This is a genomic window from Amycolatopsis sp. cmx-11-32, from assembly GCF_047608695.1.
Classification (GTDB): domain Bacteria; phylum Actinomycetota; class Actinomycetes; order Mycobacteriales; family Pseudonocardiaceae; genus Amycolatopsis.
The window spans coordinates 62,429-80,455 of record NZ_JADNQN010000006.1 but is presented as its reverse complement, the minus strand read 5'-3'; the positions used below and the strand labels follow the sequence as shown (position 1 = coordinate 80,455).

21 protein-coding genes are annotated in these 18,027 nt (G+C 68.7%); 9 read left to right on the top strand and 12 right to left on the bottom strand.

Going from position 1 to position 18,027, the window contains the following annotated elements; all coding sequences use genetic code 11:
* Window positions 1-98: 98 nt before the first annotated feature.
* Window positions 99-1,304 (bottom strand): class I SAM-dependent RNA methyltransferase, encoded by a 1,206-nt coding sequence (locus ACM6LR_RS20060; protein WP_414937537.1) that lies wholly within the window; start codon window positions 1,302-1,304, stop codon window positions 99-101.
* Complete coding sequence (locus ACM6LR_RS20055; RefSeq protein ID WP_414937536.1) at window positions 1,301-3,334, bottom strand: APC family permease; 2,034 nt, start codon at window positions 3,332-3,334, stop codon at window positions 1,301-1,303. Before ACM6LR_RS20055 ends, ACM6LR_RS20060 begins: the two co-directional genes overlap by 4 nt.
* 152 nt (window positions 3,335-3,486) lie before the next feature.
* On the opposite strand from ACM6LR_RS20055, the gene ACM6LR_RS20050 reads away from it, so the two are divergent.
* Both ACM6LR_RS20050 and ACM6LR_RS20045 read left to right on the top strand, forming a co-directional pair.
* Window positions 3,487-4,152: a potassium channel family protein gene (locus ACM6LR_RS20050; protein ID WP_414937535.1), complete on the top strand. Its 666-nt coding sequence runs from the start codon at window positions 3,487-3,489 to the stop codon at window positions 4,150-4,152.
* Window positions 4,152-4,808 (top strand): potassium channel family protein, encoded by a 657-nt coding sequence (locus ACM6LR_RS20045; protein ID WP_016332961.1) that lies wholly within the window; start codon window positions 4,152-4,154, stop codon window positions 4,806-4,808. Before ACM6LR_RS20050 ends, ACM6LR_RS20045 begins: the two co-directional genes overlap by 1 nt.
* A gap of 101 nt (window positions 4,809-4,909) precedes the next feature.
* On the opposite strand, the gene ACM6LR_RS20040 is transcribed toward ACM6LR_RS20045, so the two are convergent.
* Complete coding sequence (locus tag ACM6LR_RS20040; protein WP_414937534.1) at window positions 4,910-5,653, bottom strand: DUF3159 domain-containing protein; 744 nt, start codon at window positions 5,651-5,653, stop codon at window positions 4,910-4,912.
* 9 nt (window positions 5,654-5,662) lie between these two features.
* Entirely contained in the window at window positions 5,663-6,043 is a 381-nt protein-coding gene (locus ACM6LR_RS20035; protein ID WP_414937533.1) for an OB-fold nucleic acid binding domain-containing protein, read from the bottom strand.
* Window positions 6,044-6,146: 103 nt separating this feature from the next.
* On the opposite strand from ACM6LR_RS20035, the gene ACM6LR_RS20030 reads away from it, so the two are divergent.
* Window positions 6,147-6,863 (top strand): alpha/beta fold hydrolase, encoded by a 717-nt coding sequence (locus tag ACM6LR_RS20030; protein WP_414944284.1) that lies wholly within the window; start codon window positions 6,147-6,149, stop codon window positions 6,861-6,863.
* Here ACM6LR_RS20030 and ACM6LR_RS20025 read toward each other — a convergent pair.
* Together ACM6LR_RS20025 and dut are read right to left on the bottom strand one after the other, a co-directional pair.
* Entirely contained in the window at window positions 6,860-7,507 is a 648-nt protein-coding gene (locus ACM6LR_RS20025) for a DUF3710 domain-containing protein (RefSeq protein WP_414937531.1), read from the bottom strand. The genes ACM6LR_RS20030 and ACM6LR_RS20025 overlap by 4 nt on opposite strands.
* Window positions 7,507-7,989, bottom strand: coding sequence for a dUTP diphosphatase (gene dut, locus ACM6LR_RS20020; protein ID WP_414937530.1), 483 nt, complete (start codon window positions 7,987-7,989; stop codon window positions 7,507-7,509). The genes ACM6LR_RS20025 and dut overlap by 1 nt, the downstream gene beginning before the upstream one ends.
* A gap of 24 nt (window positions 7,990-8,013) precedes the next feature.
* Here dut and ACM6LR_RS20015 point away from each other — a divergent pair, with 24 nt between their 5' ends.
* The gene (locus ACM6LR_RS20015) at window positions 8,014-8,508 is read left to right on the top strand and encodes a DUF3093 domain-containing protein (protein ID WP_414937529.1); all 495 of its coding nucleotides are present in this window, start codon (window positions 8,014-8,016) and stop codon (window positions 8,506-8,508) included.
* 102 nt (window positions 8,509-8,610) lie between these two features.
* Here the strand turns inward: ACM6LR_RS20015 and ACM6LR_RS20010 are convergent, their stop codons facing one another.
* Window positions 8,611-8,919: a DUF4193 domain-containing protein gene (locus ACM6LR_RS20010; RefSeq protein WP_005164528.1), complete on the bottom strand. Its 309-nt coding sequence runs from the start codon at window positions 8,917-8,919 to the stop codon at window positions 8,611-8,613.
* A 452-nt stretch (window positions 8,920-9,371) separates the two neighbouring features.
* Here ACM6LR_RS20010 and cei point away from each other — a divergent pair, with 452 nt between their 5' ends.
* On the top strand, window positions 9,372-10,055 hold the full coding sequence (gene cei / locus ACM6LR_RS20005; RefSeq protein ID WP_414937528.1) for an envelope integrity protein Cei: 684 nt from the start codon (window positions 9,372-9,374) through the stop codon (window positions 10,053-10,055).
* A gap of 36 nt (window positions 10,056-10,091) precedes the next feature.
* Here the strand turns inward: cei and ACM6LR_RS20000 are convergent, their stop codons facing one another.
* On the bottom strand, window positions 10,092-10,910 hold the full coding sequence (locus ACM6LR_RS20000) for an inositol monophosphatase family protein (protein WP_414944283.1): 819 nt from the start codon (window positions 10,908-10,910) through the stop codon (window positions 10,092-10,094).
* Between the two features lie 67 nt (window positions 10,911-10,977).
* Here ACM6LR_RS20000 and ppgK point away from each other — a divergent pair, with 67 nt between their 5' ends.
* Together ppgK and ACM6LR_RS19990 are read left to right on the top strand one after the other, a co-directional pair.
* Window positions 10,978-11,739, top strand: coding sequence for a polyphosphate--glucose phosphotransferase (gene ppgK, locus ACM6LR_RS19995; RefSeq protein WP_414944396.1), 762 nt, complete (start codon window positions 10,978-10,980; stop codon window positions 11,737-11,739).
* A 246-nt stretch (window positions 11,740-11,985) separates the two neighbouring features.
* Window positions 11,986-13,386, top strand: coding sequence for an RNA polymerase sigma factor (locus tag ACM6LR_RS19990; RefSeq protein WP_414937526.1), 1,401 nt, complete (start codon window positions 11,986-11,988; stop codon window positions 13,384-13,386).
* Between the two features lie 126 nt (window positions 13,387-13,512).
* On the opposite strand, the gene ACM6LR_RS19985 is transcribed toward ACM6LR_RS19990, so the two are convergent.
* Window positions 13,513-14,712 (bottom strand): hypothetical protein, encoded by a 1,200-nt coding sequence (locus tag ACM6LR_RS19985; RefSeq protein ID WP_414937525.1) that lies wholly within the window; start codon window positions 14,710-14,712, stop codon window positions 13,513-13,515.
* A 46-nt stretch (window positions 14,713-14,758) separates the two neighbouring features.
* Window positions 14,759-15,136, bottom strand: coding sequence for a hypothetical protein (locus ACM6LR_RS19980; protein WP_414937524.1), 378 nt, complete (start codon window positions 15,134-15,136; stop codon window positions 14,759-14,761).
* A gap of 62 nt (window positions 15,137-15,198) precedes the next feature.
* Between ACM6LR_RS19980 and ACM6LR_RS19975 the strand changes: the two genes are divergently transcribed.
* Together ACM6LR_RS19975 and ACM6LR_RS19970 are read left to right on the top strand one after the other, a co-directional pair.
* Window positions 15,199-15,999 carry a class I SAM-dependent methyltransferase gene (locus ACM6LR_RS19975; RefSeq protein ID WP_414937523.1) on the top strand — a complete coding sequence of 267 codons (801 nt, stop codon included), beginning with the start codon at window positions 15,199-15,201 and terminating at the stop codon, window positions 15,997-15,999.
* Window positions 15,996-17,228, top strand: a complete 1,233-nt coding sequence (locus ACM6LR_RS19970; RefSeq protein ID WP_414937522.1) for a hypothetical protein — start codon at window positions 15,996-15,998, stop codon at window positions 17,226-17,228. Before ACM6LR_RS19975 ends, ACM6LR_RS19970 begins: the two co-directional genes overlap by 4 nt.
* Here ACM6LR_RS19970 and ACM6LR_RS19965 read toward each other — a convergent pair.
* Both ACM6LR_RS19965 and ACM6LR_RS19960 read right to left on the bottom strand, forming a co-directional pair.
* Window positions 17,220-17,429 carry a hypothetical protein gene (locus tag ACM6LR_RS19965; RefSeq protein ID WP_414937521.1) on the bottom strand — a complete coding sequence of 70 codons (210 nt, stop codon included), beginning with the start codon at window positions 17,427-17,429 and terminating at the stop codon, window positions 17,220-17,222. The two genes, ACM6LR_RS19970 and ACM6LR_RS19965, sit on opposite strands and share 9 nt — an antisense overlap.
* Window positions 17,426-18,013 (bottom strand): hypothetical protein, encoded by a 588-nt coding sequence (locus ACM6LR_RS19960; RefSeq protein ID WP_414937520.1) that lies wholly within the window; start codon window positions 18,011-18,013, stop codon window positions 17,426-17,428. Before ACM6LR_RS19960 ends, ACM6LR_RS19965 begins: the two co-directional genes overlap by 4 nt.
* Window positions 18,014-18,027: the final 14 nt, after the last annotated feature.

The following is an 18,027-nucleotide window of genomic DNA, read 5'->3' as shown; positions in this document are numbered from 1 at the left end:
TTTCCCGAAATTCGAACACGAAACTCAGGATGACGAGCACCCGGCACCCGGACAAGTCGAACGAGGCCGATCCATTCCGACGGTCTACGAATTCCCCGTTATTGCAACAACGCAACGCATTCGACATGGTGTGTCATCGGGAAGGCGTCGAAAGCGCGCAGGTCCACCAGCCGGTAGCCGTGCTCCGCGAACAGCGCGATGTCCCTGGCCAGCGCCGCCGGGTCGCACGCCACGTAGACGATCCGGTCCGGCGAGCCTTCGACGATCGACTCGACGACGGCCTTGCCCGCGCCCTTGCGCGGCGGGTCGAGGACGACGACGTCGACGGGTTTGGGGGCATCGTCCAGCAGGTGCTCGACGCGGCCGGAGCGCCAGCGGACCTGGGGGAGGTCGGCCAGGTTCTCCTCACCGTCGGACACGGCGCGGCGGCCGGATTCAATGGCCAGGACCCGCCCGCCCGGGCCGACCTGCGAAGCGAGCACGGAGGCGAAAAGGCCGACGCCGGCGTAGAGGTCCCAGGCCACGCCGTCGCGCGGGGCTTCGGCCCATTCGGCGACGACGGCGGCCAGGGTGTCCGCGGCGGCCGGGTGGACCTGCCAGAAGCCGTGGGCGTCCAGGCGCCAGTCGCGGCCCGCCGCGTGCTGGACGGCGAGCCCGCCCGCCAGCTGCCGGGACTTGGTCTTCCCGTGGACCGTCGACAGGTCACGAAGGTGCACGTGACCCCCGCCGTCCTTGGTGACCTCGATTTCGCTGCCGGGCCGCCAGTTCCGCGACACGACGTCGTCGAGCGCGCCGGGGACGGTGATCGGGCAGTCGTCGATCGGGATCACGCGGTGGCTGTGGTGCGCCCGGAAACCCGCGCGGCCGTCCTTGCCCGCGACGAGCCGGACGCGGCTGCGCCAGTCCAGCGGGCCGCCGTCGAACGCTTCGACGACGACCTCGCGCTCGATCCCGGCCATCCTCTTCAGCTGTTCCATGACCACGGCGGCCTTGAGTTCACGCTGGTGACCGGGCGTGGCGTGCTGCCAATCGCAGCCGCCGCACCCCCCTGGCGCCGCGAGCGGGCACGGCGGCTCCACTCGTTCCGGTGACGCCTCCAGGATCTCGATCGCGTCGGCGCGGCAGAACGAACCACCCTTGTCCTCGGTGACCGAGGCCAGTACCCGTTCGCCGGGCAGCGCGTGCCGCACGAACACGACCCGCCCCTCCGCCCGCGCGACGCAGTGCCCGCCGTGCGCCACCGCGCCGACCTCCAGCTCGATCGTCCGTCCGAGCCACGTACCGGTCGACGCGTCCACACTCATTCTGATTTTTCCTTGTCCTTCGTCTTTTCGGTCTGCTTGCCCACGGGGGAGAATCCACGCCGGACGTCACCGGCCGCGGGGCGCGCCTTCCGGTCGCGTTTGATCGCCTTTTCCGACGATTCGAGCTGCCACGGCACGCTGGTCACCATGACGCCGGGCTGGAACAGCAGGCGTCCCTTGAGCCGCAGCGCGCTCTGATTGTGCAGCACCTGCTCCCACCAGTGCCCGACGACATACTCCGGGATGAACACGGTGACCACGTTGCGCGGATTGTCACCGCGGACACGCTTCACATAGTCCAGCACGGGTTTCGTGATCTCGCGATACGGCGATTCGATCACTTTCAGCGGTACCTTGAAGTTGTGGTCGTCCCATTCCTGGACGAGTTTGCGCGTCTCCATGTCGTCGACGTTCACGGTGACGGCTTCGAGCACATCGGGGCGCACGGCCTTGGCATAGGAAAGCGCACGCAACGTCGGCAGGTGCAGTTTCGAAATCAACACGATCGCATGGTTACGCGAAGGCAATACGACCGGTTTCCGGTCCATTTCGCGCAATTCTTCGGCGACCCGGTCGTAGTGCTTCCGGATCGCGGTCATCAGGATGTAGATCGCCACCATCGCCGCGATCGCGATCCAGGCGCCGAGCAGGAACTTCGTGATCAGCACGATGATCAGCACGGTGCCGGTCATCGTGAGGCCGACGGCGTTGACGGTCTGCGAACGCCGCATCCGCCGCCGCACCGCCGGGTCGGTTTCCCTGGCCAGCAGGCGATTCCAGTGCCGAATCATGCCAGCCTGGCTGATCGTGAACGAGACGAAAACCCCGACGATGTAGAGCTGGATGAGCTTCGTGACCTCGGCGTCGAACGCGATGATCAGCACCAGCGCGAACGCCGAGAGGAAAAGAATGCCGTTGGAGAACGCCAGCCTGTCGCCGCGGGTGTGCAGCTGGCGCGGCAGGTAACGGTCTTGGGCGAGGATCGAGCCGAGCACCGGGAAGCCGTTGAACGCGGTGTTCGCGGCCAGCAGCAGGATGATCCCGGTGACGAAGGAGATGTAGTAGAAGCCCGGCGTGAAGTCGGCGAACACCGCGTGCGCGATCTGCGCGACGATCGTCTTCTGTTCGTAGCCCGCGGGGGTGCCGGACAGCTGGGTCTCGGGATGCTCGGCGAACTTGACCTCGGTGATGATCGCCAGCGTGATGATGCCGACCAGCATCGTCACCGCCAGCACCCCCATCATCAGCAACGTGGTCGCCGCGTTCTTCGACTTCGGTTTCCGGAACGCCGGGACGCCGTTGCTGATGGCCTCGACCCCGGTCAGCGCCGCCGCGCCGGAGGAGAACGTCCGCAGCAGCAGGAAGAAGAACGCGAAACCGGTCAAAGAGGCTTCTTCGTGCAACCCGAAATCGGCGCTCTCGGCCCGCATGTCGGCGCCGGAGGCGGCCTCGATCAGGCCCCAGATCACCATGCCGATAATGCCGATGATGAAGCCGTACACCGGGATGGCGAAGGTTTTGCCCGATTCGCGCACTCCGCGCAGATTCAGCGCGGTCAGCACGACCACGATGACGACCGCGAAGATCACCTTGTGCTGCGCCACCCACGGAATGGCCGAACCGATGTTCGCCACGCCGGACGACGTCGAGACCGCCACGGTGAGCACGTAGTCGACCAGCAGCGCGCTGGCCACGGTGAGCCCGAATTTACCGCCGAGGTTGGTGTTGGCGACTTCGTAGTCACCGCCGCCGCTGGGGTAGGCGTGCACGTTCTGCCGGTAGGACGCGACCACGACCAGCATGACGAGCGCGACGGCGACCCCGATCCAGGGCGCGAACGCGTACGCGGACAGACCGGCGACACTGAGGGTCAGAAAGATTTCCTCAGGCGCGTAGGCGACGCTCGACAACGCGTCGGACGCGAAAATCGGCAGCGCGATGCGCTTCGGCAGGAGCGTATGCGAGAGGCGGTCACTCCGGAAAGGACGTCCGAGGACGAGCCGCTTCAATACGGTCGGGAACTTCGACACCAGGAAAGACTAGCCGCGGCGCGCAGCGTCTCCGTTGAGGGTGGCGGCGGGGAGGACGGTGGAGTAACGGGCGGCCCGCACGGTAGGTTCGGCGCTGGTGTGTCTGGGTACCGGCGGACGGGTGAAACGTCCGCGAACTAAGGAGGCAGGGCGTGCACGTGGTGATCATGGGATGCGGCCGGGTCGGCGCATCCCTGGCCGCGGCGCTGGAGCGGCTCGGGCACGAAGTCGCCGTCATCGACAAGAACCGGCAGGCGTTCCGGCGGCTCGGCAGTGACTTCCACGGTCAGCAGGTGGTCGGCGTCGGCTTCGACCGGCAGGTGCTGATCCAGGCCGGGATCGAACGCGCGGGGGCTTTCGCGGCGGTGTCCAGCGGTGACAACTCCAACATCATCTCGGCGCGGGTGGCCAGGGAGAACTTCGGCGTCGACAAGGTCGTCGCCAGGATCTACGACCACAAACGCGCGGCGGTCTACGAACGGCTCGGCATCCCGACCGTGGCGACCGTCCCGTGGACGACCGACCGGTTCCTGCGCACCCTGCTTCCCGACGGCGTCGCCTCGGAATGGCGCGATCCCTCCGGCAGCGTGGCGCTCCTGCAACTCCCGCTGCACGAGGGGTGGATCGGGCACAGCGTGCGCGACCTGCAGGACACCACCGGCGCGCGAGTCGCGTTCATCATGCGGTTCGGCACCGCGGTGCTGCCCGACACCAAGGCCGTGATCCAGGCCGACGACGTCGTCTACGTCGCCGCGAAATCGGGCACCGTCAGCGACGTGACCACCGTCGCCGCTCGCGAACCGGAAGAGGAGAACTGATGCGGGTCGCGATTGCCGGGGCCGGCGCGGTGGGCCGGTCGATCGCCGCGGAGCTGATCGACGGGCGCCACCAGGTGATGCTCATCGAGCGCGAGGCCGACCAGTTCGAGCCGCACACCGTCGAGCAGGCGGACTGGGTGCTGGGCGACGCTTGTGAGGTGTCGATCCTCGAGGAGTCCGGGATCGAGGAGTGCGACGTCGTGATCGCCGCGACCGGCGACGACAAGGCGAACCTGGTGGTGTCGTTGCTGGCGAAGACCGAGTTCGCGGTGCGCCGGGTGGTGGCGCGGGTGAACAACCCGGCCAACGAATGGCTGTTCAACGACGCCTGGGGCGTCGATGTCGCCGTGTCGACCCCGCGGATGCTCGCGGCGATGGTCGAAGAGGCGGTGAGCGTCGGCGATCTGGTGCGGCTGATGACGTTCCGGCAGAGTCAGGCGAACCTGGTCGAACTCACCCTCCCGGAGGAGACCCCGCTGGCGGGCAAAGCGGTCAGCGAGATCAACCTGCCGCGTGACGCGGCGCTGGTGACGATCCTGCGTGGGGACCGGGTGATCGTGCCGCAGCCGGAGGATCCACTGGAGCCGGGCGACGAGCTGCTGTTCGTGGCGACCTCGGACGTGGAACCGGAGATCCGGACCGCGCTGGGGTACTGAAAGGTCCTGTCACGCCTCCAGCCCGTGTTGTGAACGGGACTTTCCTTGCAAATTTCGCAAGGAAAGTCCCGTTCATACCATCCAGGGCTTGACGGAAGCGGCTAGTTCTCGACGGCGGGCGCCTGCGCGTATTTCTCGCGCAAGCGCGCTTCGGCCTCGGAGTCCGTCTCTTCGCGCGGTGCCTCTTCGGCCAGCGCCTTGAGGTGCTTCTCCGACCGCCGCACCGCCCAGACGACGGTGAGCAGGCCGAGCGCGTACAGCGGGTAGCCCATCGCGATCTTCGCGAAGGCCAGCCAGCCGGTGTAGTCCTCGTCGTAGAGCCAGCGCTGCACGACGAACCGGGCACCGAAGATCAGCGCCATCGCGCCGGTCGCGATCGAATAGGCGATCAGCGACTTCTTGTCTTTGCGCCAGGCGTGGCCGTTTCCGTTCAGCGCGTTCCACACCACGCCGGCGAGCGGCCAGCGCACGACGATGGAAAGCACGAAGACACCGAAGTAGACCAGGCTCGTCCAGATACCGAACAGGAAGAAGCCCTTGGCCGAACCGGTCCGGTAGGCGATGAACGCCGCGATCGCCACGCCGAAGAACCCGGAGATGGCGGGCTGCAGCGGCTCCTTGCGCACGACGCGCAGCACCGTGATGGCCACCGCGCTGCCGACGGCGGCCCAGATGCCCACCGTGAGACCGAAGATGGCGTTCGCGATCACGAACACGATGACCGGCAGCGAGGAGTAGAACAGCCCCGACAGCCCACCCATCTGTTCCAGGAGGGTGGGCTGAGGCTTCTTGTCGTCGTCCGGTTCCCCGGTCTTCTTCTGCTCGCCGCCGGCGGGTTCAGTCACGATACGGGATCAACTCACAGGGCTCTGAAGTTCGTAATAGGGGTTGTACAGCACCTTCTGACCATTACGTTCGGCCATCCGGCCGCGCACCTTGATGGTTCGCCCGGGTTCGATTCCGGGGATCCGGCGGCGTCCGAGCCAGATTAGCGTCACACCCTGTGTGCCGTCGAACAGCTCGGCCTGCAGTGTCGCCGCCTCGTTGGTCGGGCAGAGCTCCACGCTGCGGATCCTGCCGAGCACCGTCACCTCTTGACCCGACCGGCAGTCACACGCGCGCTGCGCACCGCCGGCCTCGGACTTTTCGGACAGGTCGTCGGCGTCGAGATCTTCGACGTCGCTGGTCAGCTTGCGAACCAACCGGCTGAAGTAGCCGCCGTCTTTGGCGGACATAACGGTGCTCCTGTGCTCCGGGGCCCCCGGCTCGAACGGCCCGTGCGTGAACCAGCGTAACTGTGTCCAAGCCAGGGAAACCGCTTTGGGAGAAGATCGCAACGTGACCTCCGCTATTCCGCCTACGACGGCAGTCGTACTCCCCGGCACCGGGTCCGACGAAGTGTTCGTGCGCAGCGTGTTCTCCGGCCCGCTGCGGGCGCTCGGCATCCGGTTGCTCGCCCCGCCGCCGCCTCCGGGAGACCGGCTCGTGAAGGGCTACCTGGACGAGCTGGACCGGCTGTCCGGCGAGCACGGTCCGCTGCTCGTCGGCGGCATCTCGTTCGGCGCGCACCTCTCCGCGGAGTGGGCGGCGCGTAGTCCGGGCCGCTGCACCGGCCTGCTGGCCGCGCTCCCGGCCTGGAACGGCCCTGCCGGGGACCGGGCTCCCGCGTCACTTGCCGCACGGCTGTCAGCGGATCTGGTGGCCGAAAGCGGCGTCGACGGCGCGCTGGCGAAATCGTCCGACGACGTCCCGGAGTGGCTTTCGGCGGAGCTCGGCCGCGCGTGGCGACGGCACGGTGACGGACTGGCGGCGAGTCTGCGGACGGCGGCGTCCCATCCCGCGCCGGGACTCGAAGAGCTGAAGGGCCTCGAGGTGCCCGCGGGGATCGGCGCGTGCGTGGACGACCCGATCCATCCGGTGGAGGTCGCCCGGGCGTGGGCGGACGCCCTGCCACGCGCCGAGGTCGGCGAGTCGACGCTCACCGCCCTCGGCGCGGACCGGGAGTCACTGGGCCGGGCGACCGTGCTGGCCTGGCTCAAAGCCTCGCGGAACTAGCCCTGCTGTTCCGCGATGTGCTGCGCGACGGCGTCGGGCAGCGTGATGGTCAGCGGGGTGCGGACCGGCATCGGCGCGTCACCGCGGTCGACGATGGTGTGCCGCACGATCTCGCGCAGCACCGCGGGCGCCTGCGACGCTTCCGACTGCGGCCCGGCGATGACACCGCGGAGCATCCAGCGCGGGCCGTCGACCCCGACGAACCGCAGCGCGACGTCGCCGACGATCGCGGACAGCTCCAGCCCCCACTCCCCCATGCCGACCGAGACCTTGGCGCCGTCGGCCCGCAGCTGCTCGGTGAGCTCGGTGCTGACGTCCTTCCACAGGCCGCCGGACCGCGGCGCCGCGTAGCCGCTGACGGTGATCTGGCCCTGTTCGGTGACGACGTGCACCGCGCGGACGCCGCCGCTGTCCGGGTCCATCTCGACCTGGACCTGGGACCCGTCGGGCACCGGCACCTTCACCGAGCCGAGGTCGATCCTCGGGATGCCGTCCTCGGGCGCGTCTTCGACGTCGAAGGGACCGTCGGAGGTTTCCGACAGCTGCGCCTCGAGCTCCTCGTCGTCACCGACGCGGTCCTCGACCTCGGGCGCGGCGTGCCGTCCGCTGGGCTTGGCCTCGCGCTTGCGTCCGAAAATCCCCACTAGTTCTCCGTTCCTTCCCTGGCTCCGGCTCCCAGTGTGGCGTGTCCGCCCGTGGAGCCATACCCGCCCTCGCCGCGCTCGGACGACTCGAGTTCGGCGACCTCGACGAACTCGGCCTGTTCGACCCGTTGCACGACCAGCTGCGCGATCCGGTCGCCGCGGGTGAGCACGACCTTCTCGAAGAGATCATGGTTGATCAGGCAGACGCGGAGCTCACCGCGGTACCCGGAGTCGATCGTGCCGGGTGTGTTGACGACCGAGAGGCCGACACGGGCCGCGAGGCCCGAGCGAGGGTGGACGAAGCCCGCATACCCGGGCGGAAGGGCGATCGCGACGCCCGTTCCGACCACGCCGCGTTCACCGGGCGCGAGTACGAGATCCGAGGTGGTGACGAGGTCGGCGCCGGCGTCGCCGGGGCGCGCGTAGGCGGGAAGAGGGACCGACGGATCGATCCGGGAAAGCAGTACCTGAACGGTGGACACGGGCGGCGAGACTACCCTGAACACGTGGGTGAGAGCGCGAACACCGCCGAAGGCGACGCCATCAAGCATTCAGAGCGGCTCTACGTCCCGTGGTGGGGCTGGCCGTTGCCGCTGCTGGGCGGCGGGCTGCTGGCGGCGGAGATCGACATGGGCTATCCCGGGCTCCGCGGCTGGCTGCCGTACGTGGTGCTGATCCCCGCGGTGATCGCGCTGATGATCTCCCTCGGCCGGTCCCGCGTCCGGGTGACCGGTGGCTCCGAGCCCGAACTGTGGCTCCGCGACGCGCATCTCCCGCTGAAGTTCGCGGGCGACGTCGAGGTCATCGGCAAGGAGGACAAGCGGAAGGCCCTCGGCCGTGACGCCGATCCGGCGGCCTTCGTGCTGCACCGGGGCTGGGTCGGCCCGGTCGTGCGGGTCTGGCTCACCGATCCCGAAGACCCGACGCCGTACTGGCTGTTCAGCACCCGGTACCCGGAAAAGGTGGCCGCGCTGCTCCGCCAGCCCGCCTCGAAGTCCTGAGCAAGTCCCAGCAAAGGAAAGGGGGTCGGCCTCGTGGCCGACCCCCTTATTCCTGTTTTGAACCCCGAAACCCCTGTCGCGCCGTCCCCTGTGCCCGTAGGCTCAGGCGCAGTCGCGGCAGATGAGCCGTCCGCCACTCTCCTCCGCCAGCCTGCTGCGGTGATGCACCAGGAAGCAGACGGAGCAGGTGAACTCGTCAGCCTGCTTGGGCACGACCTTCACGGTCAGGTCCTCGCCGGAAAGTCCGGAGAGGTCCGCGCCCGGCAGTTCGAAGTTCTCGGCGGTCGCGTCTTCGTCGACGTCCACGACGCCGGACTGGTTTTCGTTGCGCCGTGCCTTGAGTTCTTCCAACGAGTCTTCGGCCAGCTCGTCGGCTTCGCTGCGGCGCGGAGCGTCGTAGTCGGTCGCCATGTGTCCCTCACCCCTGCGATGCTTCGATGTCAGATGGCCCGGACTCGCGAGCGCGCGGCTCGTGAGTCCTTCGTGCCGCTGGTTAACGTCCCAGCGCCCCTGTTTGTGCCCGACTGGGCAGTGAGCGAGGTCTCTCTTTTGCGCCTCTTACTGCCGCCTGAGCCCGCGAAGGGTAGCTCACGCCGATACCGGCTCTGCAACGAGTCAGACCTTGCTGCGATTACGTCACCCAACAGGGGGAACCTGGTTCCAAGACGCCTGTCGTCCGAATGGGTTGCCCCCACGTCGGGAACCTCACCCCATGGGCTCGGTCGCTTGCCCGGGGTGGCCGTCGCGTGGTGCTATCCGGAGGCCAGCACCGATCACCTCCGCCGTAACGCATAGGCTGATCGAACACGATGGTGGGATGAAACACCGTCCGGGGATCCGGGCTTTGGGGAAGGGACTGGCAGGTGGCGTCGGGGAACGGCATCGGGGACCGCGGGACGAGGACGTACCGCAAGCACAGGCCGCTGCCCGCGCTCATCGTGATCGGGGTGCTGGCGCTCGGCGCGGTGATCGTTTGGGTGAACATCGTGGCGAGCGGCTCGGACATCGACGCCAAGGTCCGCTGCGATCCGCCGCCCGTTCCGCAGCCGGGCATCACGTACACCCAGCTGGCGCACAACGGGCTGGACGACCGCGCGCCGGTCCCGCCGGACAAGGTCGCCTTGCAGGTGCTCAACGGCTCCAAGGTTCGCGGCCAGGGCGGCATCGCCACCAGCACGCTCAAGGAAATGGGCTTCTCCCAGGCGCTCGAGCCGGCCGCCGACCCGGCATACGAAAAGGTCGAAGCCAAGTGCCGCGGCCAGATCCGTTTCGGCGAGAACGGCGCGGCCGCGGCCCGCACGCTCAGCCTGGTCATCCCCTGCGCCGAACTGCTGCAGGACAACCGCAAGGACGCCTCGGTCACGCTCACCACCGGCACCCTGTTCGGCGAGATCCGCCCGAAGGCGGAGGCGCGCCGGGTCCTCGACCAGCTCACGCAGTGGTCGAAGGCACAGCAGGGCAGCGGCGGCGGTGAGCAGTCGGCCGGTGGCGGCGCCCCGGTGATCGACCAGGCGCTGCTGAAGGCCGCTCGCGAAACGCCCTGCTGAGTCTCCCTCGCGTGAGATGAACGGGACGGACCCACCTCAGATCGCGCCCGCGCCCGAATCGAGCAGTGCCTGACGCAACGGCGTCGCGATCGACGGCGCCACCGCGAACGTCGCGTCCGGTCCCAGCTCGGCGTCTTCGCCGGGGAGTGACACCAGGGCTCCAGCTTCGGCGGCGATGAGCGCCCCCGCGGCCCAATCCCATTGCCCGAGGCCGTGTTCGACGTAGGCGTCCAGCCAGCCCGCCGCGACCGCGCACAGGTCCAGCGAGGCGGCGCCGTTGCGCCGGACGTCACGTACCCGCGTCGCCAGCCCGGCGACGAAACGGGCCTGCTTGGTGCGGCGTTCCACCTTGTAGGCGAACCCGGTGCCGACGAGGGTCAGGTCGAGCCGGTCCGGGGTGTTGACCGAAAGCGGCCGCCCGTCGAGGAACGCGCCCTGCCCGCGCGCGGCGGTCCAGCGGCGGCCGCTGACCGGCTCGACGACGGCGCCGGCCACCGACACCCCGCCGACCCGCGCGGCCACCGACACGGCGAACCACGGCAAGCCGTAGAGGAAGTTCACTGTTCCGTCGATCGGGTCCACCACCCAGGTCACCCCGTCGCCGGCGACCCCACCGCCCTCCTCGCCGAGCACGGCGTCGTCCGGGCGCAGTTCGGCCAGCCGCGCGCGCACGAGCCGTTCCGACTCGTGGTCCACCGCGGTCACCACGTCGGTGTCGGCGGACTTGGTGTCCACCCGCACCTCGCGGCCCGCGTTCATCCCGGTCCAGGCCTCGTGGACCAGTTCGGCGGCCTCGCCCGCGACACGCTCGGCGACATTCTTCAGCAACGTCTCGTCAACTCCCACGTCCGCCATGTCACCACATCCGGTTAAAGTCTCCGAGGCAGGTTTCTGAATCGTGCGAGAAGGGACCACGTCCGTGGTGGAGGCGACCCGAGGTTTCGGTATCGACATCGGCGGCAGCGGGATCAAGGGCGCGCTGGTCGACTTGGCGGAGGGACGGCTGATCGGCGACCGGATCCGCATCGACACGCCGAAGCCGTCGACCCCCGAGGCGGTGGCGGACGTCGTCGCGGAGATCACCGGCCAGGCGAGCTGGGACGGGCCCGTCGGGGTCACCCTGCCCGCGGTGGTCAAGAAGGGCGTCGCGCGCACCGCGGCCAATATCGACCGCGAATGGATCGGCACCGACGCCGACGCGCTGTTCGCCAAGCGGCTCGGCCGCGGGGTGGACGACATCGCGATGCTCAACGACGCCGACGCCGCGGGTATGGCCGAGATCCGCTGGGGCGACCCCGTCGCGCGGCGCGGCGTGACCGCGCTGCTGACCTTCGGCACCGGCATCGGCAGCGCCGTCTTCCAGGACGGGAAACTCGTGCCCAACACGGAGTTCGGCCACATCGAGGTCGACGGCTTCGACGCGGAGAAGAAGGCCGCGGCGTCGGTGAAGGACAACGAGGAACTCTCCTATCCCGAATGGGCGGAACGGGTGAACAGGTATCTCTCCGTGCTCGAAAACCTGATCTGGCCGGACCTGTTCATCGTCGGCGGCGGGGTCAGCAAGAAGTCGCACAAATGGGTCCCGCTGCTGGACATCCGCACGCCGGTGGTCGTCGCGTCCTTGCAGAACAACGCGGGCATCGTCGGCGCGGCGGCCGCCGCCGCGGAGGGCATCGAGCACTGACGCGCCCGTGCTGACATCCGCGCCGCGGATGTCACTTCGGCGGGTCGTACGGCGTGTCGCGCCCGCCGGGTGGTGGTCCGCGCCGCGACGCTGTCACGTATCGTCGTTACAATGGAACACGGCTCACGGCGGCGGCACCCACGAGAACGAGGGAAACCGCAGGCCGAGGGATGTTCCCCGAAGTTTGAGGCAGCCGAGACCATCACGCCTCGGCTCGTCATGTTCGACCGCTGCGAAAGGGCGTAAGTGGCAGCCGCAAGAACCGCAACCCGAAGCGGGACGAAGACAGCGACCGCAGCCGGCGAGCCGGCCGACGAGGCAGCCACCGACGCGGCGAAGCCCGCGGCGCGCAAGACCGCCGCCAAGGCGGCCGGCGCGAAGAAGGCCCCGGCGAAGAAGGCTCCGGCCAAGAAACCCACCACCAAGGGTGCCAAGACCGAGGACGGCGAACCGGAAGACGGTCCGGTCGAGCTCGACGAAGCCGACCTCGAAACCCCGGATCTGTCCGACCTCGAAGAGGTCGAGGTGGACGTCGTCGACGCGACGGTCACCGAGGAGACGGAAGAGGACGCCGAGTCCGAGGAGGACGTCGAAGAGACACCCCCTCGCGCGCGCCGTACGGCGGCCGACAAGAACGCCGGAAAGACCTCCGACAACCCGGACTTCGTCTGGGACGAGGAGGAGTCCGAGGCGCTGCGCCAGGCCCGCAAGGACGCCGAGCTCACCGCTTCGGCCGACTCGGTCCGCGCGTACCTCAAGCAGATCGGCAAGGTCGCCCTGCTGAACGCCGAGGAGGAGGTGGAGCTCGCCAAGCGCATCGAGGCCGGGCTCTACGCCGCCGAACGCGTCCGCAACGCCGAGGAGGAGGGCGAGAAACTCGTCACCCAGATGCGGCGCGACCTCAAGTGGATCGTGCGTGACGGTGAGCGGGCGAAGAACCACCTCCTGGAGGCGAACCTCCGGCTCGTGGTCTCGCTGGCGAAGCGCTACACCGGCCGCGGCATGGCGTTCCTGGACCTGATCCAGGAGGGCAACCTCGGCCTGATCCGCGCCGTCGAGAAGTTCGACTACACCAAGGGCTACAAGTTCTCCACGTACGCCACCTGGTGGATCCGTCAGGCGATCACCCGCGCGATGGCCGACCAGGCCCGCACCATCCGTATCCCGGTGCACATGGTCGAGGTCATCAACAAGCTCGGCCGTATACAGCGTGAACTGTTGCAGGACCTCGGTCGTGAGCCCACTCCCGAAGAGCTCGCGAAGGAAATGGACATCTCCCCGGAGAAGGTCCTCGAGATCCAGCAGTACGCCCGCGAGCCGATCTCGCTCGACCAGACCATCGGCGACGAGGGCGACTCGCAGCTCGGTGACTTCATCGAGGACTCCGAGGCCGTCGTCGCGGTCGACGCGGTGTCGTTCACGCTGCTGCAGGACCAGCTCCAGTCGGTGCTGCAGACGCTGTCCGAACGTGAGGCGGGGGTGGTGCGGCTGCGGTTCGGCCTCACCGACGGTCAGCCGCGCACGCTCGACGAGATCGGCCAGGTGTACGGGGTGACCCGTGAGCGCATCCGGCAGATCGAGTCGAAGACGATGTCGAAGCTGCGTCACCCGTCGCGTTCGCAGGTGCTGCGCGACTACCTGGACTAGATCCCAGGCTCACGAAAGACCCCGCCACCCACGCTTCGGGTGCCGGGGTCTTTCGCGTTTCGTCCTCTAGTTGCGGTAGTGCGCGCTACCAACTACCGCAACTAGAGGACGAAACGCGGCGGGGGGTCAGGGGCGGCCGGTCAGGGTGGTCCAGGGGACGTGCACGGTCACGCGTTCCCGGAGTTGTTCGTTCATCAGCCAGAGCTCTCCTGTCGCCGGCCAGTACGACAGGTTCTGCGAGTTCACCGGCGCCCTGCCGCTCAGTCGCGACGTCGACGTGCCGCCGACCCCGCCGTGCAGGCACGACGGATGGTCGCCCGCCACCCCGGCGTATTCCGGGCAGGCCCCGGTGATCACGAAGTATCCGTTGCGCGCCACCGCTCCCTGCATGCCCCACACCGGCGACACGAACCCTTCCTTCGCGTGCACGGTCCCGTCGGCCGACAGCTTGGGCAGGCCGGTCGCGCGGTCGAACGGCCAGCGCAGCACCCTGCCACCGGACGCCTTGGGCACGTGTTCCGAGGTCACGATCGAACCGTCACTGTGGTCGAACGACATCGTCGCGAGACACGGGCGCAGCCCGGGAGCGCCGGTACAGGTTCCGCCGCCGGGGTACCAGAACGCGCCGATCTGCGGCATCGCGTAGTCGTAGAACGCCGCGTGGTACTTGCCGTCCGCGCCCTTCCCGACGACGCCGGAGCTGTCGTCGACCTTCCAGAAGTGCGTCGTGTCGAAGACCCGCACCACTCCCCCGGTCGTCGCGACGAACAGCCGGTTCCCGATCCACGTCATTCCGTGGCCATGTCCTTGCACGACGGCGAAGTTGTCGTTGGACGTCGGCTCGACGAGCAGCACGTGCCGGTAACCGAGGCCGGTCGCGTCCACAAAGGACAGCCGGACCATGGTGTCGCCGGGGGTGTGCCATGACGTCGCCACGACCCGCTTGCCGCCGACCTTCCCGGTCGCCGCGTCGGCGTCGCCGGAACCGGTCAGTCCTTGCGGGATCCAGTCGTTGGTCTTGTCGTCTCCCGCGTCTTCCCAGCAGAACCCCGCCGGTTTCAGTGCCGCCGCCAGATACGTGCCGTGGCACAGCGGACGGCCCTTGCGGTTGGCCGACGACAGGATCTCCGCCAGGCCGCGTGGCGGGAGCTTTTTCTCCAGCGCGGCGATCCGGGCGCCATAGGCGTCGAAGGTCGAACCCGGCGTCCAGCGGTAGCCGTCGACCGTGGCCGCGTCCATCCGTGGGAAGGCGGCCGCGGCGGAGGCGACCCCGGGGATGAGCGCGAACACCAGCAACAGTGAAGCGAAAAGTCCCAGCCTCTTCATACCCACGAGCCTCCCGGCCCCGCGCATACTTTCGATACAAACCGCGTCAGGACACGGAAAACCCGCGCTCGGCCAGGGATTTCTCGACACGCAGCCGTTCGACGCCGCGGTCGAAACCCTCCGGCAACTCGTCCAGCCGATGGTCGACCTCGACCTCCCGGCAGGCCTGGACGAGCAACGCGTCGTAGGCCTGCCGGGTGCCGTAACGGCGGACCGCCGAGGCGCCGTCCGGGAGTTCGGCGAGCAGCCGGCGCACCCGGCGGACATCGGCGGCGAGTCGCTCGACGGGCGGCCCGGCCGGGATCTCCGGCTCGCCACGCCGACGCCACCGGCGTACCAGTGCCGGCACCTTCAGCGCGCACCAGAAAAGAACCGACGGCGCCACGGCGACGACGGTGTACAGCACCACAGGCCCGGTGACCACGACTCAGGGTAATCCCGCGTGGAGCGCCGGAGAAACCGGCGAATCCGGCTATATTCGCGACTGTGCTGACCGAGAGCTACCGCTACCCGGACACCGGCGACCACGTCACCGGCATGTTCATCCGACGGCACGAGCCCTACGACGGCTACTGGACGGCCAGTGAGGACCGCGCGCTCGGGAAGGTCGCCGAACGGCTCACCGCCGTCCTCGGCCCGCGCGACAGGGTCAAGGCACTCGACGCCGGCTGTGGTGAAGGGCGCCTCCTCCCCTGGCTCGCCCGGTTCTCGGCCGACGTCACCGCCGCCGACCCCGACTCCGACAGGCTGGCCAAGGCACGCGAGACCGTCGTAAAGAACACCGAGTTCTCGTTCACCGTCTCGCCGATCACCGAACTCGACGGCGGCCCGTACGACCTCGTCCTGTGCAGTCACGTCGTCCAGCACGTGCCGACACCGGACGTCGCGCCGATCCTGCGGCGGCTGGCCGGGATCACCGCGCCCGGCGGCGCACTGGTGCTGGCCTACAGCCGGTCACCGATCGGGCAGGGCGCGTTCAGTCTCGACAGCGTCGAAGAGGGCACCGAGGTCCGCTCCCGGCGCATATCGCGCGAAGAATTCGACAAAGCGCTGCGTGACGGCGACGGCCCGGCGCTCCCGGTCCGCTACCTCGACCCGGCGGAGGTCGCCGCCGACGCCGTCGAAGCGGGCTGGCGCACCGAGTGGGAGTGGACCTACCACGTCCTCGACGATCTCGGCCCCGCCGACGAGCACATCGACCGCGACGAACTGGTCAACGCCTCCGGCCCGCTGCGCCGCCACCTCGGCCGGGATCTGGTCACCCTGCTGCGCCGCGCCCCCGCATGACCGCGGTGCTCCTCACCTTCGCCTGGGCGGTCCCCTTGACCGAGCGGGAGGCGGAGAAGGTGCTGGACGGCGGACGGGATCGCGGCCTGCTGACCCACCTCGACGGAAAACTCGGCGAGGAGTGGGCGGCGGCGGAGAACTTCCTCACCAGCTACACGACTCCCCCGCGACGCCGCGTGCTGCGCAAACGCACCGGTGGTTCCCGGCTGTCGATCCGCGCCGGCACGATCAGCCTGCCTTGCGAACTCATCGTCACCTGGCATCCGGCCTATCACGCGATGACGCTGGTCCTCGCCACCACGATCACCGGACCGGAGGCGGACCGGCCCGCGGCCGAGTTCGATCTCGCCATCGCCGTCCTGCAGAGCCTTCAGGGCCGTGAGACGGCGAACGGGGAGAACGGGCTGCACGGTGGCTACGGCGAGAAGTCCTTCCCCTCGCTCCTCAAGGCCGTCACCCACGTCTTCGAGGATCTGACCAAGGGCTGCGGGCTGTCCGAAGGGCTCAGCCGCAAGGGCTGGTGCGTCGAACTGCGGTCCCACGACGGGCATCCGCCCGCCCAGCGGGTCGCCGCCGATCCTCGCCCGTTCTACGGGATGGCGACCGGCGACGAGGGCTGGCGGTTCGTGCCCCGCGAGGTCGCCAGGGACGCGCTCGGCCCGTCTTGGGGCACGCGGTCCTTCGTCGCCGCCTACACGATGGCGGGCGGGATCGTGTGCCTCAACAGCAAGGATTCCGGCTACATCGAGCAGCAGGACGAGCTGATGCGCGGCCCGTTCGGCGCGGCCGAACCGTACTTCGGCATCGACAGCGACGTCGGCGGGCTCGACCACGGGATGTTCTTCATCCTCGAACGGGTCCTGATCCGGATGGCGCTGGCCGACCAGTGGCTGCGCAACGCCCAGCGGGAGACCCGGGCGCTGGCGGAGCGGAAGAAGTCGACGAGCCGCACGCGGCTGCTCCGGGGCTCGCTCGACGACCTCCTGGAAATGCTGCATTCGGTGCTCCCACCCGAAATCGATTCGCTGGAGCGCCGTCTGGTCACCAGCATGGGCGTGGAGCGGATCATCGCCCAGCTCGACCGGCAGGCCGAAGCGATGGACGAGGAGACCCGGTACTCCTACGAGAACACGGTGAGCGCGCGGGTCACGCGGCTCACCGTGGTGACCGTCGTGCTGACGGTCGTCACCATCGTCCTCGGGGTCCTGCAGGTGGTCGTGTCACTCTGACCGGCGGCGTTGCTTGCGGGCGCGTTCGGAGAACAGCACCGCCACGCCCGCGGCCACCATCAGCACGCTCGCCACGATGTGCGCCCCCGGCGGGAGCAGGTGGAGCTGGACGAACCAGCTCGGGTTGCTGCTCCCCAGCAGCCGGTTGATCAGCCCGCCCCCGCCCTGCACCAGCAACAGGATTCCCAGTAGTTCGATCATCGTCGGGCACTCTCCTTGATCCGGTCGTCCTTGGGGGACAGCTCCTGCCAGAGCGGTCCGGTGGCGAACCAGATGGCTGTCACGACCCCCAGCCGCGGCAACCAGCCCCACAACGGGTCGACCTGTTCGGTGTCACCGACCATGGCGATCAGCAGGAGCAGCACCCCCGCGGCGAGCCCACAGGCCAGCACGCACTTGAACCAGTCACGCCATTCGACACGCGCCTTCGCCCGGCCCGTCGGTTCGGGCTCCGGTGGCGGCCCGCCCGCGAACCGGTGGGCGAAGCGCACGTCGGCCCACTTGATCATCGAGTGCCCGAACACCACGCTGAAACCCAAGTACACCGCGGCGAGGCCGTGCACGAAGTTCGCCTTCGCGCCGTTTTGCAGGTCGACGACCGTCGCGGCCAGCACGACGAGGTCGATCACCGGGGTCAGGAGCAGGAGCACGGCGCTCGTCCGCTTCAGCTTGAACACATAGCGGGCCACCAGCCCGGCGACGATGGCGACCCAGAAGCCGATCTCCCCACCGGCGATCACGGCCGCCATGGGGTTTTCCACGATGAAGTCCAGGATCTTGTTCACGCTTCGACTTTCGC